The organism is Croceicoccus bisphenolivorans (assembly GCF_001634625.1).
Lineage (GTDB): Bacteria > Pseudomonadota > Alphaproteobacteria > Sphingomonadales > Sphingomonadaceae > Croceicoccus > Croceicoccus bisphenolivorans.
This window is the reverse complement of sequence record NZ_LRSE01000013.1, coordinates 1-25,841: the sequence shown is the minus strand read 5'-3', so window position 1 is coordinate 25,841 and position 25,841 is coordinate 1. Positions and strand designations below refer to the sequence as shown.

Annotated in this window: 31 protein-coding genes and 1 tRNA gene; 14 read left to right on the top strand and 18 right to left on the bottom strand. The window is 64.5% G+C overall.

All coding sequences use genetic code 11. The features are described from left to right. Position 1: 1 nt before the first annotated feature. The 7 genes from A7A77_RS13385 to A7A77_RS13355 are packed head-to-tail and all read left to right on the top strand — an operon-like array spanning position 2 to position 4,590. Entirely contained in the window at positions 2-532 is a 531-nt protein-coding gene (locus A7A77_RS13385; RefSeq protein WP_066559196.1) for an endonuclease domain-containing protein, read from the top strand. 4 nt (positions 533-536) lie between these two features. Then, entirely contained in the window at positions 537-1,277 is a 741-nt protein-coding gene (sufC, locus tag A7A77_RS13380; protein WP_066559193.1) for a Fe-S cluster assembly ATPase SufC, read from the top strand. Next, entirely contained in the window at positions 1,274-2,020 is a 747-nt protein-coding gene (locus A7A77_RS13375; RefSeq protein ID WP_066559190.1) for a SufD family Fe-S cluster assembly protein, read from the top strand. The genes sufC and A7A77_RS13375 overlap by 4 nt, the downstream gene beginning before the upstream one ends. Before the next feature lie 53 nt (positions 2,021-2,073). Further along, complete coding sequence (locus A7A77_RS13370; protein ID WP_066559188.1) at positions 2,074-3,243, top strand: cysteine desulfurase; 1,170 nt, start codon at positions 2,074-2,076, stop codon at positions 3,241-3,243. Continuing rightward, positions 3,240-3,725, top strand: a complete 486-nt coding sequence (locus A7A77_RS13365) for an SUF system Fe-S cluster assembly protein (protein ID WP_066559185.1) — start codon at positions 3,240-3,242, stop codon at positions 3,723-3,725. Before A7A77_RS13370 ends, A7A77_RS13365 begins: the two co-directional genes overlap by 4 nt. Positions 3,726-3,745: 20 nt before the next feature. Further along, positions 3,746-4,234: a GNAT family N-acetyltransferase gene (locus A7A77_RS13360; RefSeq protein ID WP_066559183.1), complete on the top strand. Its 489-nt coding sequence runs from the start codon at positions 3,746-3,748 to the stop codon at positions 4,232-4,234. Then, positions 4,231-4,590, top strand: coding sequence for a HesB/IscA family protein (locus A7A77_RS13355; RefSeq protein WP_066559179.1), 360 nt, complete (start codon positions 4,231-4,233; stop codon positions 4,588-4,590). The genes A7A77_RS13360 and A7A77_RS13355 overlap by 4 nt, the downstream gene beginning before the upstream one ends. A 139-nt stretch (positions 4,591-4,729) precedes the next feature. Here A7A77_RS13355 and A7A77_RS13350 read toward each other — a convergent pair whose 3' ends face one another. From A7A77_RS13350 to A7A77_RS13340, 3 genes are all read right to left on the bottom strand, one after another. Next, the gene (locus A7A77_RS13350) at positions 4,730-5,683 is read right to left on the bottom strand and encodes a hypothetical protein (RefSeq protein WP_066559176.1); all 954 of its coding nucleotides are present in this window, start codon (positions 5,681-5,683) and stop codon (positions 4,730-4,732) included. 74 nt (positions 5,684-5,757) lie between these two features. Then, complete coding sequence (locus tag A7A77_RS13345; protein WP_066559173.1) at positions 5,758-6,168, bottom strand: hypothetical protein; 411 nt, start codon at positions 6,166-6,168, stop codon at positions 5,758-5,760. Further along, positions 6,161-6,889, bottom strand: coding sequence for an EI24 domain-containing protein (locus A7A77_RS13340; RefSeq protein ID WP_082836131.1), 729 nt, complete (start codon positions 6,887-6,889; stop codon positions 6,161-6,163). Before A7A77_RS13340 ends, A7A77_RS13345 begins: the two co-directional genes overlap by 8 nt. Before the next feature lie 98 nt (positions 6,890-6,987). Between A7A77_RS13340 and A7A77_RS13335 the strand changes: the two genes are divergently transcribed. Then, the gene (locus A7A77_RS13335) at positions 6,988-7,983 is read left to right on the top strand and encodes an adenosine kinase (protein ID WP_066559171.1); all 996 of its coding nucleotides are present in this window, start codon (positions 6,988-6,990) and stop codon (positions 7,981-7,983) included. 551 nt (positions 7,984-8,534) lie between these two features. Here the strand turns inward: A7A77_RS13335 and purD are convergent. After that, positions 8,535-9,836: a phosphoribosylamine--glycine ligase gene (gene purD, locus A7A77_RS13330; protein ID WP_066559169.1), complete on the bottom strand. Its 1,302-nt coding sequence runs from the start codon at positions 9,834-9,836 to the stop codon at positions 8,535-8,537. On the opposite strand from purD, the gene xseA reads away from it, so the two are divergent. Genes xseA through A7A77_RS13310 form a run of 4 tightly spaced genes read left to right on the top strand, consistent with a single transcriptional unit; the run spans position 9,836 to position 13,459 of the window. Next, entirely contained in the window at positions 9,836-11,296 is a 1,461-nt protein-coding gene (xseA, locus tag A7A77_RS13325; protein ID WP_066559168.1) for an exodeoxyribonuclease VII large subunit, read from the top strand. The two genes, purD and xseA, sit on opposite strands and share 1 nt — an antisense overlap. A 26-nt stretch (positions 11,297-11,322) precedes the next feature. Continuing rightward, positions 11,323-11,523, top strand: a complete 201-nt coding sequence (locus A7A77_RS13320; protein ID WP_066559166.1) for a DUF2093 domain-containing protein — start codon at positions 11,323-11,325, stop codon at positions 11,521-11,523. After that, on the top strand, positions 11,520-12,455 hold the full coding sequence (locus A7A77_RS13315; protein WP_066559164.1) for a M23 family metallopeptidase: 936 nt from the start codon (positions 11,520-11,522) through the stop codon (positions 12,453-12,455). Before A7A77_RS13320 ends, A7A77_RS13315 begins: the two co-directional genes overlap by 4 nt. Continuing rightward, a complete protein-coding gene (locus A7A77_RS13310; protein ID WP_066559163.1) occupies positions 12,455-13,459 on the top strand; it encodes an esterase-like activity of phytase family protein in 1,005 nt (334 codons plus the stop codon). The genes A7A77_RS13315 and A7A77_RS13310 overlap by 1 nt, the downstream gene beginning before the upstream one ends. A 40-nt stretch (positions 13,460-13,499) precedes the next feature. Here A7A77_RS13310 and rpmB read toward each other — a convergent pair whose 3' ends face one another. After that, positions 13,500-13,787 (bottom strand): 50S ribosomal protein L28, encoded by a 288-nt coding sequence (gene rpmB / locus A7A77_RS13305; protein ID WP_066559151.1) that lies wholly within the window; start codon positions 13,785-13,787, stop codon positions 13,500-13,502. A 168-nt stretch (positions 13,788-13,955) separates the two neighbouring features. Between rpmB and A7A77_RS13300 the strand changes: the two genes are divergently transcribed. Continuing rightward, complete coding sequence (locus A7A77_RS13300; RefSeq protein WP_066559149.1) at positions 13,956-14,423, top strand: nucleoside deaminase; 468 nt, start codon at positions 13,956-13,958, stop codon at positions 14,421-14,423. Positions 14,424-14,432: 9 nt separating this feature from the next. On the opposite strand, the gene nadC is transcribed toward A7A77_RS13300, so the two are convergent. The 13 genes from nadC to A7A77_RS13235 form a co-directional block, all read right to left on the bottom strand. Then, entirely contained in the window at positions 14,433-15,290 is an 858-nt protein-coding gene (nadC, locus tag A7A77_RS13295; RefSeq protein WP_066559147.1) for a carboxylating nicotinate-nucleotide diphosphorylase, read from the bottom strand. Between the two features lie 133 nt (positions 15,291-15,423). Then, a complete protein-coding gene (locus A7A77_RS13290; protein ID WP_066559140.1) occupies positions 15,424-15,903 on the bottom strand; it encodes an outer membrane protein in 480 nt (159 codons plus the stop codon). 220 nt (positions 15,904-16,123) lie between these two features. Next, positions 16,124-16,921 carry a LytR/AlgR family response regulator transcription factor gene (locus tag A7A77_RS13285; protein ID WP_066559129.1) on the bottom strand — a complete coding sequence of 266 codons (798 nt, stop codon included), beginning with the start codon at positions 16,919-16,921 and terminating at the stop codon, positions 16,124-16,126. 26 nt (positions 16,922-16,947) lie between these two features. Continuing rightward, positions 16,948-18,192: a sensor histidine kinase gene (locus A7A77_RS13280; protein WP_082836130.1), complete on the bottom strand. Its 1,245-nt coding sequence runs from the start codon at positions 18,190-18,192 to the stop codon at positions 16,948-16,950. Positions 18,193-18,287: 95 nt separating this feature from the next. After that, the gene (locus tag A7A77_RS13275) at positions 18,288-19,277 is read right to left on the bottom strand and encodes a hypothetical protein (protein WP_066559120.1); all 990 of its coding nucleotides are present in this window, start codon (positions 19,275-19,277) and stop codon (positions 18,288-18,290) included. Continuing rightward, complete coding sequence (locus A7A77_RS13270; protein ID WP_066559118.1) at positions 19,277-20,053, bottom strand: DsbA family protein; 777 nt, start codon at positions 20,051-20,053, stop codon at positions 19,277-19,279. The genes A7A77_RS13275 and A7A77_RS13270 overlap by 1 nt, the downstream gene beginning before the upstream one ends. 10 nt (positions 20,054-20,063) lie before the next feature. Further along, entirely contained in the window at positions 20,064-21,434 is a 1,371-nt protein-coding gene (locus tag A7A77_RS13265) for a M48 family metalloprotease (RefSeq protein ID WP_066559410.1), read from the bottom strand. 96 nt (positions 21,435-21,530) lie between these two features. Then, positions 21,531-22,418 (bottom strand): PAS domain-containing protein, encoded by an 888-nt coding sequence (locus A7A77_RS13260; protein ID WP_066559116.1) that lies wholly within the window; start codon positions 22,416-22,418, stop codon positions 21,531-21,533. A gap of 104 nt (positions 22,419-22,522) precedes the next feature. Next, positions 22,523-23,398 (bottom strand): HpcH/HpaI aldolase/citrate lyase family protein, encoded by an 876-nt coding sequence (locus A7A77_RS13255; protein WP_281180027.1) that lies wholly within the window; start codon positions 23,396-23,398, stop codon positions 22,523-22,525. A gap of 11 nt (positions 23,399-23,409) precedes the next feature. Beyond that, entirely contained in the window at positions 23,410-23,850 is a 441-nt protein-coding gene (locus tag A7A77_RS13250) for a DUF2141 domain-containing protein (RefSeq protein ID WP_066559407.1), read from the bottom strand. After that, positions 23,847-24,599: a sterol desaturase family protein gene (locus A7A77_RS13245; protein WP_066559108.1), complete on the bottom strand. Its 753-nt coding sequence runs from the start codon at positions 24,597-24,599 to the stop codon at positions 23,847-23,849. Before A7A77_RS13245 ends, A7A77_RS13250 begins: the two co-directional genes overlap by 4 nt. Positions 24,600-24,661: 62 nt before the next feature. Further along, positions 24,662-25,180: an MmcB family DNA repair protein gene (locus A7A77_RS13240; protein WP_066559105.1), complete on the bottom strand. Its 519-nt coding sequence runs from the start codon at positions 25,178-25,180 to the stop codon at positions 24,662-24,664. A gap of 73 nt (positions 25,181-25,253) precedes the next feature. After that, the gene (locus A7A77_RS13235) at positions 25,254-25,631 is read right to left on the bottom strand and encodes a hypothetical protein (RefSeq protein WP_066559103.1); all 378 of its coding nucleotides are present in this window, start codon (positions 25,629-25,631) and stop codon (positions 25,254-25,256) included. Between the two features lie 120 nt (positions 25,632-25,751). Here A7A77_RS13235 and A7A77_RS13230 point away from each other — a divergent pair. Beyond that, a tRNA-Arg gene (locus A7A77_RS13230) sits at positions 25,752-25,828 on the top strand. Positions 25,829-25,841: the final 13 nt, after the last annotated feature.

Below are 25,841 nucleotides of genomic sequence, written 5' to 3'. Positions count from 1 at the left end.
CATGACCGAACGAAAACCCCTCACCCTGCGCCCCGCATCGGACGACGCCGAACCCGCGATCAAGAAAAAGGGTCGCGGCTGGGAAATTTCCGAATCGCGGCTCGACGCGCTGCATGATCGTGCGCGCGAAATGCGGCGCCATTCGACCCCTGCGCACAAGGCGCTCGCCGAGAAGTTCGCAGATGCCGACATGGGCCGCTACACCTTCAAGCGCCACGCCGTCGTCGGCAGCGCCATCGTCGACTTCAACTGCCACAGCCTCGGCATGGCGATCGACATCGATGAGGAAGGCGAGGACGAGACGCTGGCAAAGCGCCGTGACAAGAGCCTCGAGGCCGTGGGCATCCGCGTCATGCGGATCAAGGCCGACGACATCCTCAACAACATGGACGAGGTGCTCGCCCGCATCACCGCCGGAATGCGGATGCGTATCGCCGACCGGCAGGAAGCGCGGCGCAAGCACTTCGACGAAAAGAAAAACAGCGGTCAGGGCTACAAGCCCCGCACCGTTCGCGGCCCCAAAAGAGACTGATACGATGCTGAAAATCGAAAACCTCCACGCCGAAGTCGACGGCAAGAAGATCCTCAACGGCCTGACGCTCGAAGTCGGTGCGGGCGAGGTCCACGCGATCATGGGTCCCAACGGCGCGGGCAAGTCGACGCTGGCCTACACGCTGGGCGGCCGTCCGGGTTACGAGATCACCGAAGGATCGGTGACGTTCGACGGGCAGGACCTGCTGGACATGGAACCGCACGAACGCGCTGCGGCCGGCCTGTTCCTCGGCTTCCAGTATCCGGTCGAAATTCCCGGCGTTTCCAACGTCCAGTTCCTGCGCGAGGCGGCCAATGCCCAGCGCAAGCACCGCGGCGAACCCGAGCTGACCGGCGGCGAATTCCTGAAGCTGGCCAAGGAAAAGGCCGCGCTGCTGCGCATGGACATGGACATGCTCAAGCGCCCCGTGAACGTCGGTTTCTCGGGCGGCGAAAAGAAGCGGAACGAGATGGTGCAGATGGGCATCCTCGACCCCAAGTTCGCCATTCTGGACGAGACGGACTCGGGCCTCGACATCGATGCGCTGCGCATCGTGGGCGACGGCATCAATTCGATCATGCGCGATGCGGGCAAGGGCGTGCTGCTCATCACCCACTACCAGCGCCTGCTCGACTACGTGAAGCCGGACAAGGTCCACATTCTCGCCAAGGGCCGCATCGTGAAGACCGGCGGGCCGGAACTGGCGCTGGAGCTTGAGCGCGAGGGTTACGAGGAAGTCGTGTGACCGATCTGGCTACCCTTCCCACCACCCGTGACGAGGACTGGCGCTATGCCGACGCGGCGGCGCTGGAGTCTTCGGACGCAGACGCGCTGACCGGATGGACCGAGATCACGGTCCCCGCTGGCGAGAGCATGGCCGAAAGCCGCGACGTCACGGGTGTCGAGCGCATTCGTGTCCGCATCGGCAAGGGCGGGCGCTTTGAACTGTCCGCCGTGAACGCGGCCCCCGGCTATGCGCGGCTGGAATGCGAAGTGACGCTGGAGGACGGCGCACACTTCGAATTCGGCGGCGTCACCATCGGCGGCGGCAGCGAGACGCGCGAATTCGTGACCCGCTGCATCCACGCAGAGCCGAACGCGACCTCGAACCAGGTGGTTCGCGCGGTTCACTGGGGCAAGGCGGTCGGAAATTTCCTCGGCCGGATCGAAGTCGTGCGCGATGCGCAGAAGACCGACGCCGCGCAGAATTTCCGCGCGATCCTGCTGGAAAAGGGCGCGAGCGCGAACACCAAGCCCGAACTCGAAATCTTTGCAGACGACGTGAAGTGCGCCCACGGCGCGGCGATCGGCGCGCTGGACCGGATGGCGGGCTTCTACATGGCCGCTCGCGGTATTCCGCCCGAGATTGCCCGCAAGCTGCAGGTGCAGGCTTTCATCGCCGACGCTTTCGAGAACATTGAGGACGAGGCACTGGGCGAACGCCTGCTCGAACGTGCGCTGTCCGTGCTGGAAGGTGCGCAGCTGTGAGCACGCAGACGATCTCCCGCCCGGTGAAAGATATTCGATCGGACTTCCCCGGCATGGTCAATGCCGACGGTAGCCCGTGGCATTACCTTGACACCGCCGCCACCGCTCAGAAGCCGCAAGTGGTTGTCGACGCGATGACCCGCGCGCTGGGCCGCGATTACGCGACTGTGCACCGCGGCGTCTATTCACGCTCTGCCGAGATGACGCTGGGCTACGAAGCCGCGCGCCGCAAGGTGGCGGGTCTGGTCGGCGGTGTGGAAGACGAGCTGGTTTTCACGCGCGGCGCGACCGAGGCGATCAATCTCGTTGCTGCAACATGGGGCGCAGCAAACCTGAAGGCCGGCGACCGCGTTCTCCTGTCGATTCTGGAGCATCATTCGAACATCGTGCCGTGGCAATTGCTGCGCGAACTCACCGGAATAGAGATCGACGTCTGCCCGCTGACCGAGGATGGCCGCATCGACCTCGATGCTGCGCGGCAAGTTGTTGACGAACGGACGAAACTGATCGCTTTGGCGCACGTGTCGAACGTGCTTGGATCGCGGCTCGATACGGCAAAAGCGGCGGATCTGGCCCGCTCGGTCGGTGCGAAATTGCTGCTCGATGGCTGTCAGGCCGTTCCCCGCACAAAAGTCGACGTGAAATCGCTCGATTGCGACTTCTACGTCTTCTCCGCGCACAAGATCTACGGCCCTACCGGCATCGGCGCGCTCTGGGTGAAGAAGGAAATCCTGGACGCAATGCCTCCCTATCAGGGCGGCGGTTCGATGATCGACCGCGTGACGTTCGAGAAGACCACCTGGGCCGATACGCCGCAGCGGTTCGAGGCAGGCACGCCAGCGATTACCGAGGCGATCGCCTTTGCCGCCGCTGTTGATTACATAGAGGGTATCGGCATCGACCAGATCGCCGCGCACGAGGATGACCTGACCCGCAAGGCGCGGGCCGAACTGGCCAAGATCAACTCGCTCCGCCTGTTCGGGCCGGACGACAGTGCAGGCATCGTCAGCTTCCAGCTGGGCGACATCCACCCCCATGATCTCGGCACTATTCTCGACGAGGAAAACGTCGCGATCCGCGCCGGCCACCACTGCGCCCAGCCGCTGATGGACCACCTTGGCGTTCCCGCCACGGCCCGGGCCAGCTTCGGGCTCTATTCCGACGAAGACGATATCGCCGCGCTGATCCGCGGCATCGAACGCACCATGAGGATCTTCGGATGACCGACGATACGAATACTCCCCCGACCAGCGAAGAGGTGTCCAGCGTGGATACCCCGCGACGCGCCCGCGTCGAGGACGTTGTCGAAGAAACGGCGGCTGAAAAGCTGGAGCGCAAGAAGGACTACCTCGACGGTTTCCTGAAGGAAAAGCCTGCAGACATCGCCGGGAACGAGCCGGGCGGCGACCTGTACGAGAGCGTCATCGCCGCGCTGAAGGAAATCTTCGATCCGGAAATCCCGGTAAACATCTACGATCTGGGCCTGATCTACGGCGTCGAGATCGATGACAACAGCCGCGCGGTCGTCACCATGACGCTGACCACGCCGCACTGTCCGGTTGCTGAGTCGATGCCGGGCGAGGTTGAACTGCGCGTCGGTGCGGTTCCGGGCGTGGGCGATGCCGAAGTGAACCTCGTCTGGGATCCGCCATGGGACCCCCAGAAGATGAGCGACGAAGCCAAGCTCGAACTCGGAATGTTGTGAGCACGGCAGACGCCTCGACTATGGCCATCACGCCTGTGATCTCTTTGGCCAACTACAGCGATCCGGCGGACGCGGCTGCGCTGGTCGCGCTGCTCGATGGCTATGCCCGCGATCCAATGGGCGGCGGTGAACCGCTTTCGGATAAAGCGCGCGTCGGCCTGCCCGATGCGTTGGCGGAACATTCCGGCGCGTTCAGCCTGATTGCCCGTCAGGATGGCGAACCGGTGGGCCTTGCCAACTGTTTCACCGGCTTTTCGACGTTCGCTTGCGCGCCGCTGGTCAATATCCACGACATCGCCGTGCTGCCATCGGCGCGCGGTAAAGGCATTGGCCGCGCCCTGATGCGCGCGATCGCCGAAGAGGCGAAAAAGCGCGGGGCATGCAAGATCACGCTCGAAGTCCTGTCGGGCAACGAAGGGGCAAAGGCGCTCTACGCCAGCGAAGGTTATGCGGCCTATGCCCTTGATCCGGCGATGGGCAGTGCCCAGTTCTGGGAAAGAAAACTATGACCGACACCAAAACCCGCCCAGCCCCGAAGGCTGCAGTCACGCTTACCGCCAGCGCGGAGCAGCGGATTGCCGATCTTATGGCCAAAGCGCCCGAAGGCGCGATCGGCGTGAAGCTGTCGACCCCGCGTCGCGGCTGTTCGGGCCTTGCCTACTCGGTCGACTACGTGAAAGAGGCGAACAGCTTCGACGAGCGGATCGAGACGCCCGGTGGCCTGTTCTTCATTGACGGCGCTAGTGTGCTTTACCTGATCGGCAGCACGATGGATTGGGTCGAGGACGACTTTCAGGCGGGCTTCGTGTTCAACAATCCGAATGCGACCGGCAGCTGCGGCTGCGGCGAGAGTTTCACCGTATAGTTTTTTGACGAGGCATGCCGGAATTCGGTTCAGGTGGAGCCGAGAATGGTGCTGACGCGTGAACCGGAGCGCAGCGTACGTCCGTACGTGAGCACCGGAAGCGCGCGGAAGTGCCGTTCGCAGGCCCGCATGGGCCGGATTACGGCGTGGCTCGCGGTGCGTCGCCGCCGTCTAGGAAGTCCAGCAGCGCGGCGTCGTAATCGTCGACCTGGCCGTTGCCGGAAATCTGGGCGTCCAGCCACTTCTTCTCGCTGGCGGTAACCGCGTGGTCGGCGGCGACGAGCTGTTCGCGCGTCGGTTCGTTCGTGCCCTTCTTGCCGAAGACCTTGCCGAAACGGTTCGGGCTGGTCTTCGCCATGCGACCGAGGAAGCGACCCACGTTGGAGCTGGCATCACCCATGAAGCGTTCCAGTTCGGCCGCGCGCTCGATGCTGATCTGCGCATTCGCCGAGGAGAACCCCTGCAGGTGGTTGCCAACGCCCTGCACGAACAGGCGCTTCCATTCGGGCGCATTGTCCGCGCCGAGGCATGCGTCCTTGATGCGGTACAGCATCTCCGCTTCCCGCCGGCTGACCGCGCCGGGGCGGTCCGAACCGGGGGCGAAGATCGCGCGGCGCAGGATTCTGCACTCTGCATCAGAGACATGGGTGTCCGACAGTTCGCCGCCGCAGCGGGTGGGGCCGGTGCCTGACAGCACTTCGTGCTCCATCACGCCCAGCACATAGACCTTCATCTTTTCCGGTACGTTGGACGCGCGTTCGACAAGGCGGACGACCAGCTCCAGCTCGGCCATCGATTCGACCTTGCCGCTGGCGTTCAGCCGGTCGATCAGCCAGCTGCCCTGTTCCTCGGTGACGTAGCCCTTGGGTTCCAGCGTGTTGAGCACGTATTCGCCGATCGCCTCGACGAAGAAGTCGACCCATGCGTCGCTACGCTCGTCCAGCGAATCGTTGAGCGTGAAGATCGCCTCCGCCTCTTCGGGCGTGATGCGGCCGTTGCTCCACCCTGCGCGGCGCAGTTCGAGAATCTCTTCGGCGGAGATCTGCCGGTCTGCCGCCGCCTGGACGGCGATATCGCTGAAATGCATCGTCATGAGTGCGCAAAGCCCCTTGTCATTCGCACAAGGGCTTAGCGAAACAAGCTTAAGACGGAGTTACCCTTGGCCCTTCAGCGGCGCAGGGCCGCGATACAGGATGCGCGGTCCACGTCGCGCCCGTCGGTCTGGCGGCGGGCTTCCACCCATGTTGCCGTTTCCGTCCGGCCCGGTGCGGGCGGATAGAGGAAGACGTCGAGCACGCAGGCGCGGCCCGTGAACTGCAGCTTGCGGGCGTCATCCTCCCACACGTCGAGGCGGGGGGTGCCGAACTGGCGGACGAGGCCGTTCGCATCCGATCCGATCACGCCGTCGAGGCCCGGCATGTTCATCACCCGCGCCGGTCGGAATGCGCTGCTGGGCTGCGCTTCGGGTTGTTGCGGCGGGACGCTGGCCGTGGCGGGGCGCGTGGGCGGCACGATTGGGCCGGTAGAGGCGCAGGCGGCGGCCAGCGGGATCAGGGACAGGGCAAGGAGCTTACGCATGACTGGCCCCCTGCCTTAACGCGGCGCGATGAACCAGATGTGTCGCAGCCGCTGCCCCCAGGAACGGGGCGAGCAGGTTCAGGATCGGGACGGCCAGCAGCCCCGCGACCGACAGGCCGAGGAGGAAACGGCTGGCAAAGCCCAGCGGAGCGGCGGCTCCGTCCCTTTGGTGGCGGACCCAGACCATGTCCTGCAACTCGCGCCCCAGCAGGATGCCGTTGACCACGGCGAAGACGAGTGCCGGGCCGATCGCGGTGAACAGCAGGGCGAGCGCGAAGGGCAGGGCGATCAGGTTGGCGACAAGCGCGCGGATCGCACCGCGCACCGCGATTCGCGCCTGTTCCGCCATTGGCAGGTCGCGCGGGGCCAGCGACGGGTAATGCGCCGCCTCTACCAGCGAAACGACGTCGTCGGCGTAGAATTGCAGCACCGCGATGGCGACGATGCGCCATGCCAGCCACGCCGCGATGATGCCGACGAAGCCCAGAACCACGATCATCGCGGCGCCGGCGCCGGGTACCTGCTGGTCGTAATCCAGCCCGAACACCGCGCCGATCCCCCAGCCGAGCGAGAGGACGAGTGCCGCCCCCAGCAAGACCGCGAGCACAATGCTGATCAGGATCGATTTCACCAGCAGGGCCAGAACCTTGCGGTCCCCCAGTTGGGCAAAGGCGAGGGCAAAGGCCTGCGGGATCGAGAGGGCGGATCTGGCGTCTTTCATGGGCGTGCAGGATAGATGGCAGCACGCGCTTGCTGTCAACGCGCCTGTCGCCTAACCCCCAGCGAGTTTTCCCAATCCCGACAGGACGCTGCCCGCCCATGACAGAAGCCCGCTTCGACGTTCTCGCCATCGGAAATGCCATCGTGGACGTGCTTGCCCCTTGCGACGATGCCTTTCTGGCAGAGGAGCGGGTGGACAAGGGCGCGATGACGCTGATCGATACCGCGCGGGCGACGGAACTCTACGCCCGGATGGGCCCGGCGCGGGAGATTTCCGGCGGCAGCGCGGCGAACACTTGTGCGGGGCTTGCGGCGCTGGGCAGCAAGGCGGCTTTCATCGGGCAAGTCGCGAACGACCAGTTGGGCGAGGTTTTTGCCCACGACATCCGCGCCGCCGGCATCCATTTCGATGTTGCCCCGCGTGAAGGCGATCCGCCGACGGCTCGGTGCCTGATCCTCGTTACGCCGGACGGGCAGCGCACGATGAACACGTTCCTCGGCGCGTCGCAGCACTTGCCGGCCAGCGCCATCGACGCGAACCTTATTGCCAGCGCGAAGGTGCTCTACCTCGAAGGGTATCTCTGGGATCCGGACGATCCGCGCGCCGCTATGAAGGGCGCGATCAAGGCAGCGCGCGATGCCGGGCGCGAGGTCGCATTCACCCTGTCCGACGCGTTCCTGCTGGACCGCCACGGCGACGATTTCCGCGCCCTGATCGATGGCGGGCAGATCGACATACTGTTCGCCAACGAAGTCGAACTGCTGGGTCTGACCGGCGCGGCCAGTTTCGATGAAGGCGTGGCCATGCTTGCGCCCAAGCTGCCGGTGCTGGTGGCAACGCGCAGCGAAAAGGGCGCAGTGGCGATTTCTGGCGGGCAAACCGCCAGCGTTCCGGCAGAACCGGTGGCGAAAGTCGTCGACACGACAGGCGCGGGCGACAGTTTTGCGGCCGGCTTCCTGCACGGCCACGTCAATGGCGCCAGCCTTGCCGAATGCCTGACGATGGGCGCGATCGCGGCCGCAGAAGTGATCAGCCACTATGGCGCAAGGCCGGAGGCAGACCTGAAGGAACTCGTGGCTGTGCGGTTCGGTTGAACGATTCGCGGAACTTTGGCGCTATTTCGACGGGCAGGATGTGGACAACCGGCATCTTTCCCCAGAAAGTTGCTGTAGGTTGAATCTGAATAAAGATCAGCGAATCCGGCGAGTCGCTCTGATCAACAACTAATCCTGCAAAATGCAACTTGCGCGTTTGCCCAGTTAACACCCCTCTGTGGGTTGCGCGGGTAGACGACCGGACTAATCTGAGGGTGGATAACGAAAGGGCCGATTCCCTAGGGAACCGACCCAATCGTTTGCCGGGACCGTGAGGCCGTCCGGCACGATGCTCCTCCAAGAGCAAAGACACCATGTGTCCTTGCAAGCATGCGGTCAAGGCCTCTTCGTTAGAAGGAAGCCAATCCATGGCCAAACGTGCGGCGTGGCATTCAATCAAGTCGAATGTCCATCACAATGACACCAATTGTAATACCGGCAACAACATTGAGCGTGAAAATATTCGCAGCGGAACGGGTGGGAAGCCGCTTTGCGCTGAGTGTCGCTCTCTGGGGTAACTGATGCGATCGGTCCGGCGAGAGTCGGACCGGTCAATTCGTTTTTTCGCGTTCCACTTCGCGCCAGCCGATGTCGCGGCGGCAGAATCCGGTCGGGAAATCGATGGCATCGACCATCGCATATGCCGCGGCCTGCGCCTCGCTCACGCTTTCGCCCGTGGCCGTCACGTTCAGCACACGCCCCCCGTTGGCGACAAGCTGGCCATCGTTCATCGCGGTGCCGGCGTGGAAGACTTTCCCGCCTTCAGCCTCGGCAGCGTCCAGTGCGTTGATCGCACCGCCCTTTTCCGGCGTGCCCGGATAGCCGTTGGCCGCCATCACCACGGTAAGGGCGGTCTGGTCCGCGAAACGCGCGGCGCGCAGCTTGGCCAGCGAATTGGTTGCGCAGGCATAGAGGATCTCGCCAAGGTCATCCTCCAGCCGCATCATCAGCACCTGGCATTCCGGATCACCGAAGCGGCAGTTGTATTCGATGAGCTTCGGGCCTTCGTCCGTCAGCATCAGGCCGGCATAGAGCACGCCGCGATAGGGCATGCCGTCTTCGGCCATCTGGCGCACGGTCGGCGCGATGATGCGTTCCAGAACCTGTCCGCGCAGCATCGGGGTCAGCACCGGTGCGGGGCTGTATGCGCCCATGCCGCCGGTGTTGGGGCCGGTATCGCCCTCTCCCACGCGCTTGTGATCCTGAGCCGATCCGAAGGGCATGATCGTCGCCCCGTCGGTGATGGCGAAGTAGCTGGCTTCCTCGCCCGTCATGAATTCCTCGATCACAACGCTGGCGCCAGCCGCGCCGAACATGCCGCCGAATATGTCGCGGATCGCCTCCTGCGCCTGTTCCAGCGTTTCGGCGATGATCACGCCCTTGCCCGCGGCAAGACCATCGGCCTTCACCACGACGGGGATCGGGAAATCAGCCAGCGCCGCCATTGCCGATGCCTCGTCATCGCACCGGGCATAGGCCGCGGTGGGGATGCCCGCGCGGGTGCACATGTCCTTGGTGAAACCCTTTGAACCTTCGAGCTGCGCAGCTTCCTTGCTCGGCCCGAACACGGCAATTCCCGCCCCGCGCAGCGAATCGGCCAGTCCGTCGACCAGCGGCGCTTCGGGTCCGACGACGACGAGGCCGATGTTATGATCGTTGCAGAACGCGATCACCGCGTCATGGTCCGTCACGTCCAGTTTGACGCATTCGGCCAGTTCGGCAATGCCGGGATTGCCGGGTGCGGCATAGAGTTTTCCAGCCTCGCGACCCTCCGGATGGAGCAGGCGGGATTGCGCCAGCTTCCATGCCAGAGCATGTTCGCGTCCGCCCGAGCCGATCAAAAGGAAATTCATTGGCCAACAGCCCCACAGGATTCGAAGGTGAAGAGAATGCGCGGCTCCTAGCGCCTGAGAGGCAGGGGGACAACGCCGCTCCCCTCTCGGTGTCGGAAATCTCGCAATTGTTGAAGCGCACGGTGGAAGATCGCTTCGGCCACGTGCGCCTGCGCGGCGAGCTTTCGGGCGTGAAGCGCGCGGCATCTGGCCACCTCTATTGCGCGCTGAAGGACGAAAATGCCGTGATCGACGGCGTGATGTGGCGTGGCAATGCCGGTCGGCTGGCGTTCCGGCCCGAAGATGGCGTGGAGGTTATCGCCACCGGCAAGCTGACGACATATCCGGGGCGTTCGAAATACCAGATCGTCATCGATTCGATGGAGATCGCAGGCGAAGGCGCCTTGCTGGCCCTGCTCGCGAAGCTGAAGGCGAAACTGGAGGGGGAAGGGCTGTTCGCCCCCGAACGCAAACGCCGCCTGCCGTTCCTGCCGCGCACGATCGGCGTCGTCACCAGCCCGACCGGTGCGGTCATCCGCGACATCCTGCACCGGTTGAACGACCGATTCCCCAGCCATGTCGTCGTCTGGCCGGTGATGGTGCAGGGGCAGGGCAGCGCGGAACAGGTCGCGCGGGCGGTGGACGGGTTCTCCGGCCTCGCTCCAGACGGGCCGGTGCCGCGCCCCGACCTGGTGATCGTGGCACGCGGAGGCGGTTCGATAGAGGACCTGTGGTCCTTCAACGAGGAGATCGTCGTTCGCGCGATCGCCAATTGCAGCATTCCGGTCATTTCCGCCGTCGGGCACGAAACCGATACGACGCTGGCAGATTTTGCCGCCGATCTTCGCGCGCCGACCCCGACTGCGGCTGCCGAACTCGCCGTGCCGGTGCGGCAGGAACTGCGCGCGATGCTGGACGAATATGCCGCGCGGCAGCGGCGCGGGGTGATTCGCCCCGTGATGCTGGCCCGCGAACGGCTGACGGGCTGGAGCGAGCGCCTGCCCGATCCTGCCGCGCTGGTGGAGGCGCAGGGCCAGCGGCTGGATGACCTGACGGACAGGTTGCGCCGCGGCCTTGCGGGCAGGGCCGAACGGGCGCGGGCGCAACTGGCGCAGAGCGGCGGGGGCCTGCGCCCGGCGCTGCTGCTGCGCAATGTCGAAAGCCACCGCCGCGATCTTTCGCGCGTGCCGGACATGCGCAACCTGATGCGCCAGCGCCACCGCGATGCGGCGCAGGCACTGGGCGCGCTGTCGCGTGTCCTGCCGCAGCTCAATCCCGAAGCGCCGCTTTCGCGCGGCTATGCCATCGTCACCGATGCGCAGGGCCATGCCGTCACCACGCGCGCCGCCGCTGCCGCGCAGCCCGCGCTGACCCTGAAATTTGCCGACGGTTCGCTGGATGTTGCAACCGGTGCCCCGCCGCGCCCCGCGCGCAAGTCGTCGCCAAAGGGCGGGGAGTCCGGTCAGCAGTCATTGTTTTGACAGGTTGTTCGGACTATCTTGAAAACATGTTGATGAGTTCAAAAGGCCCCGCACGGCTGATCTACGGCCCTAACGGTTTCCGCCAGTTGAGCGCTGGCGACCATGTCCTGTGCGCCGTATCCGGCGTGCGGATCGAGCTTGATATGCTCCGTTACTGGAGTGTCGAGCGGCAGGAACCCTACGCCACCTGCGAGATTGCAACCGAACGCCTATCCCCTTCGGAATGAGGGTGAGGCAAGCGACGCTGGTCGCCATCGTGTCGTGTGCGGTTATGGGCATCGCGGCGTGTACCGTCGTGCCGCCCGCGCCGGATGCTTCGGCACGTACACCGGCACCTGCGCCCGCCAGCGCGGCCGCAGCGACGGTTTCCACGTCAGAGCCGGCACCAGCGGCATTCCCGCAGGGTGCGTTCACCCTGTCGGGCGAAATGACACAGGGCGGCTGGCTGCGCGGCACCGCGCCGGTTGGAACGACGGCGCTGACGCTGAATGGCGAACCGGTTCCGCTGGCCCCGGACGGCCAGTTCCTCGCGGCATTCGATCGCGATTCCGGCCCTGTGGCGACTCTTATGGCCGAGCGTAGCGACGGATCGCGCATTACCAAGCCGCTGGCGATTAGCCCGCGCGACTGGCGGATCGAACGGATCAATGCCGCGCGCCGCAGCGGCGGGCCGAGCGAGACCTTCATGAAACGCCGCATGCCGGAGCTTGAGGCGATCAATGCCTCCCGCGCGAAGGTGACCGATGCGCAAGGCTGGCGGCAGGATTTCATCTGGCCGGTGAAGGCGCGCATTTCCGGCCTGTTCGGTTCACAACGAATCTATCGCGGAGAGCCGGGCAGCTACCATTCCGGCATCGACATCGCGCCGGGTGCGGGCGCGGCCTACGTCGCCCCTGCCGATGGTGTCGTGGTGCTGGCGGTCGACGACTTCTCGTTGGAGGGCAAGCTGCTGATCATCGATCACGGCATGGGCCTAAACAGCGCGTTCCTCCATTCGCAGCAGCTTTTCGTGAAGGAAGGCGATCATGTGAAGCAGGGGCAGCGCATCGGCCTTGTCGGCTCGAGCGGGCGGGCTACCGGTCCGCATTTGCACTGGAGCCTGAAGTGGCATGAGGCGCGGCTCGATCCGCTGCTGTTCACGGGGCCGATGGCGGACTGATGAACCGGCTTTGGCGGGCCGGGGGGCTGCTGGTCCTGCTTCTGCTGACAGGCGCGATTCTCTATCTGCCCCCGCGGACGCAGCCCATCGGCAGCCGCACGGATTTTCCCGTCAGGATTACCTTTGCGCCGATCGACGGTGCCGAACTTTCGGAAGATGGTCCGTTCCGGCTGGCGGGTGCCTGGGACCTGACGGGCGATGCTCCGGAATTCCATTCGCTGTCGGGACTGGCCATCGCGCCTTCTGGCAGCTTCCTGGCCGTGAGCGACAGGGGCGTAATGGTGGCAATGCCTCGACCCGATGTCGGCAAAGGCGTCGGCATGGAAGGCCGAGGTGAGATCAACGCACTGCAGCCCGATGGCAGAGGCGGTTTCGTCCTGCTCGATGCCGAAGCGGTGGTCCTTGACCACAATGGCACGGTGCGCATCGTGATCGAAAACAGGAACGAGATCCGGAGACTGGCCAATGCCGCGCGCCAAGAGGCGCGCTCAAGGCCGGAAGCGATGGCGGGATGGACGGCTACACGCGGCCCCGAATCGCTTGCCAGGCTTGCCGATGGAACCTTCATCGTTTTGGGTGAGGGGCGGGAAAAGGGACGCGACGGAACGTTTCCTGCGCTGGTGTTCGAAGGCGATCCTGCTGCGGGCACGGAGCCTTGGCTGTTCCATCTGGCACTGCCCGGCGGAATGCGCCCTGTCGACGCGGTTGGCTTGTCCGACGGACGCATGCTGGTCCTTGGCCGCTCGTTCGGTCCGCTCTTCCAGTTCGGCAGCGCGATCTATGTCGTGGATATGGACCGCGCCGGACCAGCCACGAAGGTAGTGGCAAAGCTCTTGGGCAGAATCGGCGGGCCGGACATTTCCGACAATTTTGAAGGGATGGCCGTGGAAGAAGCGCCGGACGGGCGGGTCACCATCTGGCTGGTGTCGGACAACAACGACGCGCAGGTTATCCAGCGCACGATCCTGTTGAAGCTGGAGACGCGAAAAAGCGCCCTGCGATAGCTCGCGGGCGCTTCTTCACCTTACCCTTGCGGGAAACCGTTCAGGCGGCGGCAGCAGCCTTCTTCAGCTCGCGCTTCACCTTGAGAGCGCGGGGAGAGAGCTTGGTGTCGCTGGTCTTCAGCAGCCAGTTGTCGAGACCGCCGTTATGTTCGACCGAACGCAGGCCCTGCGTCGAAACGCGGAACTTGTAGCTACGCTCCAGCTTTTCGCTGAGCAGCGTGACGTTCTGCAGGTTCGGCAGGAAGACACGCTTGGTCTTGTTGTTGGCGTGGCTCACGTTGTGGCCGATCTGACGACCCTTGCCGGTCAGTTCGCAGATGCGCGACATGGCTTTAAACTCGCTTGTAAAACAGTGAATCCGAGTGTCGGAAAGCGGCGCGCATAGCGGCGAGTGGCCCCCCCGTCAAGCAAACGGGCGATGAACCGAGCCGATAGGCCGTTTCCGGTGCGCGGCCCCATTGCCGCATTCTCCCGATTCGGGCAAGCGGGGCCGGTCATGAGCATTTCCGCCAAACGATGGCCCCTGCCCGCCCCGATGCAGGCCGCGCTGGACGAGGCACGCGCCGCCGCCGATGCGGGCGAGGTGCCGGTGGGTGCCGTTGTGGTGAAGGACGGGCAGATCGTGGCCCGCGCGCACAATGCGCCGCGCGCGTTGAAAGATCCGACCGCCCACGCCGAAATGCTGGCGATTCGCCGCGCAGCGGAAGTACTGGGCGACGAACGGCTGACCGGCTGCGACCTTTACGTGACGCTGGAACCGTGCCCGATGTGTGCCGGCGCCATTGCCCACGCCCGCATCGCGCGCGTCTATTACGGGGCAAGCGATCCCAAGGGCGGGGCGGTGGAACATGGTTGCCGCACGTTCGAGCAGCCGACCTGCCTGCACCGGCCGGAGATCTATTCCGGCATCGGCGAATCGGAAGCGGCTGACCTACTACGCGGGTTTTTTGCCGAAAGGCGCTGAGGCGTTCGCCTAGATCGGCTGGAAATCCAGCCCGATATCGGCGGCAGGCGCGCTTTGCGTCAGCCGCCCGACCGAAACGTAGTCGACCCCCGTTGCCGCGATTGCGCCGATCGTGTCGAGATTGACCCCGCCCGAAGCCTCGCACGGAACGCGGCCCGCCACCAGTGCCACGGCCTGCACCAGCGTTTCCGGCCCCATGTTGTCGAGCAGCAGGTGCGTTGCGCCCGCTTCCAGTGCCGGTTCGATCTGGTCGATGCGGTCGACTTCGCAAATGATATTGGCGACGCCTGCACGTACCGCGCGCGCCACCGCTTCGCCGACAGATCCGGCGACGGCGACGTGGTTGTCCTTGATCATGGCCGCATCCCACAGGCCCATGCGGTGATTCTGCGCGCCGCCCATGCGGGTCGCGTATTTTTCGAGGTGGCGCAGCCCCGGAATCGTCTTGCGCGTGTCGAGCAGCGTGGCGTGCCCGTGCATGGCGGCGACGTAGGTCGCGGTCATCGTGGCTATGCCCGACAGGTGTTGCACGGTGTTGAGCGCGCTGCGTTCCGCCGTCAGCAGGGCGCGGGCGTTGCCGTTGATTCGCATCAGGTCGGTGCCAGCGGCAACCGCTTCGCCATCGGCGACAAGCACTTCGATCGAACACGTGGGATCGAGCGTGCGAAAGAACGCGGCGGCAATCGGCAGTCCGGCGACGGTGATGGCGTCCCGGCTGTCCATTACGCCCGAAAACCGCGCGTCTGCGGGAATGACGCTTTCGCTGGTGACATCGTGGCCGCCGCCGGGCAGCCCTTCGCCAAGATCCTCCGCAAGCGTTTCGCGGACAAAGCGGGCAAGGTCGAAGCCGGTCAGTTCGAAGGTCATCTCAGCCAAGTGCGGGCTTCGGACCGATTGTGCAAGAGGGGGCGTGGTGCATGCCTCTCCATCGGGGCCGTGCAGCAACGAAAAGGGCGGCCCGTTGCCGGACCGCCCCTTTTTTTCGCACTGATGCGAACGATCAGAACTTCACGCCGGCAGCGATGACGGTCTGGTACGTTTCCACACCCAGTTCGTAATCGGCATAGCGGGTTTCGACAGCGCCGTAGAAGCCGCCGAAGTCATGCTCGAGACCGAGGCCGTACTTCACGCCGTCGATGCTGGAGGCGCCGTCGGCGTCGAGGTTGGTGTACGCGATCGTGCCGTAGAACAGCGAGGCTGCGCCGACCTTCGCGCCAATGCGCCCACCGACCGTCACGTCACGGATGTCACCGTCGTTTTCGAAGGTGGCGGTGTAGCTTGCGACCGGACCGGCGACGAGGTTGCCGAGGTCGAAATCGTAACCGGCAGTGACGCCGTAAGTCGCGTCTTCGGTGCCGAGGAAGTCATCGTCGACAACGCCGAGTTCGAGGCCGACGCGAGCGCCGCCCTGCGCAAGAGCAGGAGTCGCGGCAAGGCCCGCAGTCGCCATGGCGGCCGCGATAACAACATTCTTGATCATTTTGGTATTACCTCATTGTATTTTACTTGGCCGTGACTTTGAGGTCCGGCGCGCGGCATTTGGGGTCATGCCGTCAACGGGTCAATCCGTCAGCAACGCAAGATTACAAATCTTTCGCAGTTTTGTCAGATAGTTGCCATAATGCCACAGCTTGGCCAGCGGTACGGGAAGCAGATGGCCGCTCCCCGGTTCGCCCATGTCCGCTGCCGAAGCCGCCGGATCAGTGCACGAAGCGCGCGACCACGTCGCGGTAGCTGCGGCTGACCTTCACCTCGGCGCCCGAACCCAACACGAGGAAGCATTCCCCGTTGGTGTGCGGCTTCACCTGGCGGACCTGATTGAGGTTCACGATGGTGGAGCGGTGGACGCGCTGGAACGCGCGCGGGTCGAGGCGGCGTTCGAGATCCTTCATCGTCTCGCGCAGGACGAGCGAGTTCTCTCCGGTCGAGATCACCATATAGTCGCCCGCGGCCTCGATATGCTCGATCGTGTCGACGTCGACACGGAAGATCTGGCCGCGGTCCTTCACGTTGAGCATCTTTTCGTACCGCGAATCTGCGGCCATTTCCTCGTCCGGCATCTGGTCCATCGCGTCGGGCGCGACTTCGGCCAGCACGTTCTTCAGCTTCTCGACCTCTTCCAGCCCCTTGCGCTCCGTCAGGCGGGTGCGGGCCCGTTCGATGGCGTCGGCAAGGCGGTCTTCCTCCACCGGCTTCATCAGGTAGTCGACGGCATTGGCCTCGAACGCTTTCAACGCATGTTCGGAGTAGGCAGTGACGAAGATGAACAGTGGCGGATCGACGTCCATAACGCCTTTCACCACGGAAAACCCGTCGAAACCGGGCATTTGGATGTCGAGGAAGACGAGGTCGGGCTTTTCCGTCTTGATCGCGCGGATCGCTTCGCGCCCGTTGGCGCACGTGGCGATGATCTCGATGTCCGAAAACGGCTCCAGACGGAGCTGCAGCCCCTGGACTGCCAGCTTTTCGTCGTCGACGAGGATGGTTCGGATGGTCATGTCTTGGGGAATCCTGTCAGGGTGTTTCAGGTGGAACGGGCGGCGGGCGACAAGGTTTCATCGGTTGCCGGACGGGCCGGCATAACGGTTTCAGCCAGCCGCCGCACGGTTCGGGACGCCCCCTCGCCCACGCGCCGCACGATCGGCTCTTCTTCGTCTTCGCCAAGTTCGGTTTCGAACGGAATTTCGATGATCACCGCGAACCCTTCCTGCGGGCGGGATCGGATTTCGAAGTGCTGGTTTTCGCCATAGGCCTGGGCCAGGCGTTCGCGGATATTGGCAAGGCCTACGCCGGTGGAGCGTGCGCCGTCGCCGTGCACCCTGCCGACCACTTCGTCCGGTTGGTGCCCGCGCGGGATGCCGGGCCCGGTATCGGTAACCGATACGCGCAGGCGGTCGCCGATGCGTTCGGAACGCACGGTGATCTCGGCGCCCGCTTCCTGCGGGCTGACCGCATATTTGATCGCGTTTTCGACCAGCGGTTGCAACAGCAGCGACGGCAACAAGGCGCGGGCCGATTCCGGCGCGATGTCGAAACGGGTGCGCAACCGTTCCTCGAACCGCATCCGCTCGATATCGAGGTACAGCTTCAGGGTGTCGATTTCCTGCGCGATCGTCACACGCCCGGTTGGCGGATTAATCAGGGTGTAACGCAGGAAACTGGACAGTCGCGACAGCATCGCGTTCGCCGGCTCGGTCTGTTTCAGTAGCACCAGAGTGCTGATCGAATTCAGTGTGTTGAACAGGAAGTGCGGGTTGAGCTGATAACGCAGCATCGCAAGCTGCGCGCTCGTCGCCTGGTTTTCCAGCAGCAGCAGCCGGTCGTTCGCTTCTTCCACCTGCAGGTAGAAGTTGATCGCGTAATAAAGCGCTGACCATGCGCCCAGCAGCGTCATGTCGAGGTACAGCACGCCAAGGAACAACTGCGCAAAGCCGGGGTCTGCGGTCGGGCGGTAAAGCGTGATGACCCAGCTGTCGATGAAGGCATAGACGCCGACGGCCGCGGCCAGCACCAGCCCCGTTACGCCCCATGTCACGATGGCGCGCCGGTTCATCAACTGGCGATAGACGACCGACAGGATCAGGCTGAGCGAAAAGCCGGTGACTGTCGCGATGAAGACCAGTACGAGAAATGACAGCGGCTGCGCATTGGCAAGGCTGCTCATCGCGCGCAGGATCATCGCGCCGCCCCAGCCAGCCGCCTGCAACCGCCAGAACGCGCGGTTCTTGTCGGCAAAGAACGGAACGGGTGCAACGGGCAGCACAGACATACCCGTGTGATAGCGCAATCGCTTCGCCGGCGACAGCGCTCCTGCAGGCCCCCGTTTCGACCCCGATTTCGAAAATGGCTTGCGCCCTGCGCGGATCATCGCCCCGACTTGGCGTCTCTCCGGCTCAGCGGGAAGCGGCGGGACCAGTCATATCCGCCGGAATGCGCCGGGCTTGCGGCGACCAGAGCGATTTCGGTCTCCACGCCGCCCAGCCGCTCGTCCCAGGCGTCGTGCGTCGGATCCAGAAAGCCGACATCGCGTTCCCGCGCCCAGCCACGCATGAAGCGCACCGCGCCTTGCGTGTCGTATCCGGCGTTGGCCATCAGCCACACCGCCAGCCGATCGGCCTCCCGCTCCGTATGGCGTACCCGCCCCCAGCCACGGCCCTTTTCGGCCAGCATCGGAATATGGCCGAGGACATTGTGCGCCAGTTCGTGCGCGACGACGAAGGCAAACGCGTCCTCGTCCCCCAGTTCCAGCGCCATGTCTGCACTGACCAGCACGCGCGTACCGTCCGCCTTGGCGCGGCTGCCCTGCGTGACGAGTTCGAAACGGCTGGCGCACACCGGCTGGCCATGGATGCGCAAGAGTTCCCGCCCCGCATCGGTGTCGATTCCGATCGCGATCCAGCCATTGCGCTGCAGTCCTTCGTCCATCAGGTCGAGCAATGCGGTCTGCCGCTGGTACGTGCCGGGTTCTGCGGGCGGCAGGTCGATTTCCAGCACGGTGTCGGTGATGGAGCGCAGCGGTTGGCCGGTGTGCAATCCGGCTTCGGCAGCAGGCGATCCGTCCGCCACTGCGCCGACCACGACTTGGGTGGTGGCACTAGCCCCAAAGGCCGCGCGCGCCTCTTCCGGATCTTCCCAGCTTTGCAGGTCCTGTACCAGCAGGCCAACGGCGGGCACCACATTGGAACAGAAGGAAGCGTTGGCGCTGGCAAGGCGCCAGCCGACAGTTTGCGCACGCGCATCCAGTTCGGCAACGACATGATACGGATCGCCATCCTGCGCCGCAGCGTTTGCCGGAAGGCAAGCCGAGAGGAGCAGACCGGCCGCAAGCCGCCAGCAGCCTGCGAAACGGTGCATCAACCGCCCTTGGCGGAGAGCGCCTCGCTCAGGGCTTCCTTGCCGACTGCGCCTTGCAGTGTCTGGGTTGCCGTCACCCATGCGGGGGTGCCGCTGAATTCGAGCTGCGAGGCAAAGGCGCGGTTCGCCTCGATCTCGGCAGCGATGGCAGGGCTGGCGGCAGCCTGGCGCGCCTTGGCAAGATCGAGGCCCGCAGCTTTCGCCGCCTTCTCGATATTCGCCTCCGTCGGGCGGCCGGTTTCGTACATCGCCTTGTGAAATTCCTCGTACTTGCCCTGATGCGCGGCGGCGAGGGCCATCTTGGCCGCAGCGACGCTGTCTTCGGACAGAATCGGGAATTCGCGGACGACGACCTTCAGGTCGGGATCTTCCGCGATCAGGGCGTCGACAGCCTCTACCGAATGGCGGCAATAACCGCAGGCGTAGTCGCTGAATTCGACCAGCACCTTCGACCCGCGCGGATTGCCCAGAACTGCGCCCGGATAGGGCGAGAACAGTTCGTCGCGAATCCCTTCCATCGCAGCCAGAGACTGCTTTTCACGCAGCTTCTGCACGATTTCGGGCAGGATCTCGGGATGTTCCAGCAGATAGTCGCGCACCAGCGCTTCGATCGCGGCGCGTTCGCTGGCGTCGAAGCCTGCTTCGCGCACGGCGATATCGGCCTCGCTTTCCGGATCGGCGCCGCGTGCTGACACGATCCAGAAGGCGCCCACGGCAAGGGCGATGATGACTACCACGGCAGTGGCAATACGGAACGGTCTTGCAGCGAGCGTCATGATCCCCAGTCTACTTCCGCTTCTCGCGTTGTTCAATCAATGCGCGCGCTTCCATCCGGATATCCTGCGCGCGCAGCCAGTCGGCACTCTCGGCGGGCAGGGCGGCTTCGGCGGCGGCGGCATTCTGCAGGGCGGCTTGCGCCTGCCCCGTCATCATCAGTTGTTCCGCACTGGCCAGCCGTGCCCGCGGCGTGTCGCCACGGTCGGCATAGATGCGGCCCAGCAGGTACCATGCGGTCGGGTTCTGCCTGTCGCGGGCCACGGCGTTGCGCAGTACCTGTTCCGCTTCCTCGTGGTAGCTCTTGTCCTCTGTCGCCAACAGGGCATGGCCGAACATCGTGGCGATCAGAGGTTCGTTGCCCGACAGGTCGACCGCGCGGCGCAGCGGCGAAATCGCCTCTGCCGGTTTGCCCGATTCGAGCAGGACCTGACCCTTCAGTTCAAGGAAATAGGGGTTTTCCGGCTCTGCCAGCAGCAGCGCGTCGATCTCTGTGACCGACTGGCCGATCAGCGATTCCTTGTTCCGCGCATAGGCGCGGGCGTAGTGCGCGGGAATCGACTGGTCTGTCGTGGGATAGGCGTTCAAGGTATCCTTCGGATCGGCCTGATAGCCATAGAGCTTGGCCTTGATCCTGCGAAACCGATCCTCGATCACTGGGTCGGACGGGCGGTTCCACGCCGGGTCTTTCTCGTAAACGGCGGTAAGCGTCTCCACACGGTCACGCGAAAGCGGGTGGGTGCGATAGAACGTGTCCTCGTCCTTCGCATAGTATCCGGCGCGGTGTTCCAGGGACTGCAGCTTCTTGAAGAATTCGACAGAACCGCGCCCCGAAAGCCCCGCGCCTGAAAGATATTGCGCGCCGGCAAGGTCGGCCGCCGATTCCTGCCCGCGGGTGAAGGCGAGGAACTTGCCCATCGCCGCCTGTTGCCCGGCAGCCAACACGCCGATTGCCGCTTCGCCACCGCCCGCAGCCGCTGCCGCCGCGCCAAGCAAAAGTGAGAGAATCGAGATGTTTGTGGCCGCTTTCGCGCCTTCGCCAAAGCCGATGATGTGGCCGCCGGTGATATGGCCCAGTTCGTGCGCGATCACGCCCTGCACCTGCAGCGCGCTATCCGCCTCGTTGATAAGGCCGGAATGGATGTAGACCGCCTGACCGCCCGCCACGAAGGCGTTCACCGACGGATCGTTGAGGAGGATGATGTCGACATTGCCCGGCTCCAGCCCCGCGGCCTTGATGATCGGGGCGGACATGTCCTTGAGTAGCGCCTCTGTCTCCGCATCGCGAAGGATCGACTGCGCAAGCACGGGCCGCGCGCCAAGCAGCAGCAAAGCGAGGAGAAGGGCGCCATGCGCCAGCGGGCGGAGAAGGGCTTTGCGCATCGTCGTTTGCGGCACGGATTGCGTTCCGGGCACTGAACAGGGGCTTAAGCGCTTGGCATTTTGACTGCAACCGTTGCCGTTGCGGGCCAGTGCGGTTCAGCGATCTTCCAGCTTGTCCGCCGCGCGTTTCATCAACAGGGGATCGAACGGCACTTCGCCCAGCAGGACGACATTGCCCGAAGCCAGGCGCCGCGCCATCAGCAGGGTAAATTCCGGGCCGTCGTCCGACAACTGGTCGAACCCCGTCGGCGTCATCGCGCGAAGACGGCGTGACAGCGGCGCGGGCAGGGGGTCGACTTTCTGGTCGGCCTCAGCGAATTCCCCGCCAAGAACTCCCGACAGATCGGCGGCCAGCTTGGCGCAAAGCGGCGTGTCGGCCACTTCCTTCCAGTTCAGCACACCGTAGATGTGATCGATGTTGCGATCGTCGCTGGAAAAGGGAAGCAGGATGCCGCGATAGACGATCAGCTTGCCGTGCCGGTTCACGAATTCGGCTTCGAACCCGATCGGCGACTGGCGCGCAAGGATCTGGACGTAGTGATCGGTGATGCGCGAAATCAGAGATCCAGCGGGCACGTCGGACAGTTGGCCGGTGAAGTCGCTGCCCCCGGCAACGCCGCATTCGCCCGCAAGCCTTGCGCCCAGATGCAGCACCATCGGATCGTCGATCCCGGTCGAGAAATCGAGCAGGACGGCATATTCGCCGAAGTCCGCATTGTCCCTGGGATCGAACTTGCCGATGTCGGGAAAACTGCGATCGGCCAGCAGTTCGGCCCACAGGTTGTAGGCGCGCACTTGCATGCGCCTCTCGTCCTGCCCGATGGCGGGCGGGGGCGGCGACTGGGTGTCGGAATCGGTGTCGCGGTCGCGCGCGGGGTCCAGCACGGCGGTGTCGTGACTGTCATCGGACAGGTCCATCTCGCCGTAGCCGTGCCAGCGCCAGCTTTCAGCCAGTGCGCGAAAGCCGCCTCTTGGTTGATCCATACCCGTCCCCACGATCGAGTCCCGGGACAATCCCGGCTTGAACTGCCGATTATGGAGCGGAAGGGTAAACGGGGTGTTAAAATTAACCCTGTTTCGCGCGGGGATCAGTCTCGGTTCGAGATCGCCTCGGCCCGAGCGATGCAGCGCTCCGCCTGAACTAGGTGCAGCCGCTCGGCCATCTTGCCATTGACCCGCAGGGCGCCCACCCCGGCATTGGCCGGATCGGCAAAGGCGGCAACGATGGCTTGCGCTTCGGCAATTTCCGCATCGGACGGGGCGAATACGCGGTTTGCCGGGGCGACCTGACTGGGATGGATCAGCGTCTTGCCGTCGAAACCGCCGCTCTGCGCCTGTTCGCATTCGGCTGCGAAACGCGCCTCGTCGTCAATCGCGTTGCACACGCCGTCCAGCACGATCAGGCCGTTGGCGCGCGCCGCGATCACGCTCATCGTCAGAACCGGCTGGAACGCGGCGCGGCCCGGCAGTTGCGCGATGCCGGTATCCTTGGCCAGATCGTTGAGGCCCAGCACGAAACCGGCGAGCGGCGTGGTGGCCGCGCTAGCGGCGATTTCCGAAAGGTTCAGGATAGAAGCGGGCGTTTCGATCATTACCCACAGCGCGACATCCGGCCCGATTCCCGCTGCTGCCATCCGCTCGGCAAGGACGGCAATGTCGGCGGCACTGTCCACCTTGGGTGCAAGGATCGCGTCCAGCGGCACGCCCGCCAGCGCCGCAAGGTCGTCGTCGCCCCAGCCGGTGGACAGGGCATTGATCCGCACGACGCGGTAGCGCGTGCCGAAGCCGCCTGCGTGAAGTTCGGCCGCGATCGTCTTGCGTGCCTCTGCCTTGGCCTCCGGCGCGACCGCGTCTTCAAGGTCCATCACGACCGCGTCTGCCGGCAGGGTGCGGGCCTTGTTGATGGCCCGACCGTTAGAACCGGGCATGTAGAGGACGGAACGCAGGAGGAGCGGCTGTTGCAAACGGATTTCCCTTAAAGGATGTAGCGCATCTTGATCGGCTGGCTCTGGTCTTCGTCCGCGACTTCGAAGGCGGCGGCGGAAAACGGCGGCGGGCCCATCATGATCTTTGCATCGCGTGAAAAGCCGAAGCCTTCCTTCGGGATCATCAGGGCCTTGTCGATCTTGCCGTTTCCGTTCTCGTCATGCAGCAGGGCGATGGCATAGCGCCCCGGCGCGACATTGCGGAAAGAGAATTCGCGCGCCTGTCCGGCCGGCAGCGTCAGGTTCATGGCGCCGCCATCGTCGCAATCGGGAAATTCAGACTTGCCGGCCGCCAGACAGGCCGAAACCAGCCCGTCGACAGAGCGCATGTGGCTGACCGTAACCGTGATATCGACCCCGTGACGCGGCGTCGCCCCCAGCAGCGGCAGGGCAGCCAGCGGGAGCAGAAGGGCGCGCCTGCGCGCCGTCATCGCCCGTCCCATCCCGGCTGCGCCACCCCTGCGTCGGTTCCGCACAGCCGGTCCCAGAAGCGGAAGTAGAGGCCGTAGTTGCATCGATATTTCTCGTGATGAAGCTGGTGATGGCTCGCGGTTATCAGACCGCCCCCTAAGCGCGAATGAACAAGCGCGCGAGGAAATATCTCCCACCCCATGTGGTTGGTGACGCCCATCACCGTCATGATCGTCAGCACCAGGCCCAGCATCACGACGTGGATCGGCACGATGAAGAGAAGGGCAGGTATCACCACCGCGCCGGTCACCGCCTCGATCGGATGAAACGCCATCGCGGCCCACGCCGTGGGCGGGCGGCTGGCATGGTGCACGGCGTGGGCGATGCGGAACGGGCGGGGCGCATGCATCCACCGGTGGGTCCAGTAAAACCACGTGTCGTGCGCGAAGAGGTAGACGAGCAGCGAAACCGGCATCCACCACAGCGGGAAGGCGGCTGCGTCTGTGTAGATGCGGGTCCAGCCATGTTCCTGCCAGCCCCATGCGACGACGCCCGCCGGCACGCCGTAGATCAGCGCGGAAAGCAGCGACCAGCGGATCTCCGACCCGATCTGCGGGCCAAGCCGTTCGTAAAGGCCGGGCCTTACCGCCCGCGTGGCGAGAGCGAATCCGCCGCTGGACAGCAGGTATCGCACGGCGACGATCGCGCTCATCGCAAGGGCAGATGCGATCGCGGCAAGGATTGCAGTCTGGGAAAACCCGTCAGCCATGGCACAGGGCCTTACCTGCTATGCACGGCGGCGAAAAGGCGGCGGGCGCGGATGTGCCGCTGCTATCCTGCGTATTCGCCGCCCCATGTCGCGCAATGCGGGTCGAAATCGACGTGCCGGCGGCGAAGGGCGCAACGGGCGAGCCGCTCCACCTCGACCTTGCGGCGCGCGGCGGCCAGCTTGAGCAGAGGGGCAGGGCGCAGGATTTCCGCGTCATAGCTGTCAGCCACGATCACGCCGCAACGGTCCGGATGGAAATCGGCGGTTTCGAGGCACTGCCTGTCCAGATCGGGCGACAGACCCCAGTAGAAACGGTCACAATGGTCAAGGTAATCGGTCCACTTCCCATCGCCCATCAGGTCCGCGCGGGAAACCTTGATCTCCACGATGATGACGTGGCCACGCGAATCGATGCCCATCAGGTCCGCCCTGCGCCCGCCGGCGAGCGGCATTTCCGGGATCGTCCAGATATCGTTGCGGGCCAGCAGCCTGCCGATGCCCCGCGCAACCGCGGCCGCACCGGCCAGTGCGACAGGTTCGTTGGCAGCATCGAGCGGGAGGGCATGAGCAGAATCGGCCATGCACCGAACAATACGGAACGAAATGTGAACATGGCAAGCCCATATCGGCTCGCCACAGGTTCACGGCAGCGAATCAGGCGGCGAGGTCTTCGGGATTTTCCTCGTCGGCGAGAAGCGCGCGGCGGCGCGTTTCGAAGCGGTTGAGCAGTGCCTTGGCAGCGACTTTGGCTTCCGCGCCGTTTTCCCGTGCGCGCAGGATCGCGAACACGCCCTGCTGCATCATCGTGCACAGGTCATCCGTCGCTTCCGCGATTTCGGCGGATTGCCTGTCGGCCAAGGCGACGGGATAGAGGCTGATCGCACGTTCCGCACCCGCGATGTCCTTGCCGATCATCTTGGCGATGGCATCGGCAGCCTGGTGCATCGCAGCCCAGCGGGCGGACAGGACATCTTCCTCGCAACCCGTCGGGCTGCCGGAATCGTCCATCGGAAAGTCGGGCATCGCGCTCATGAAGGTTAACGTGGCATCACGTGATTGAAAAAACCCTAACGCGAAGCTCCGTGCGGTAAAAACACTGGCAAGCGCCAGATCCGCCTGCTAAGCGCCTGCCCCGTTCCACGTTGGAACGAAGCACCCGTAGCTCAGCTGGATAGAGCGCTGCCCTCCGAAGGCAGAGGCCACAGGTTCGAATCCTGTCGGGTGCGCCAATTCTCAAAAACC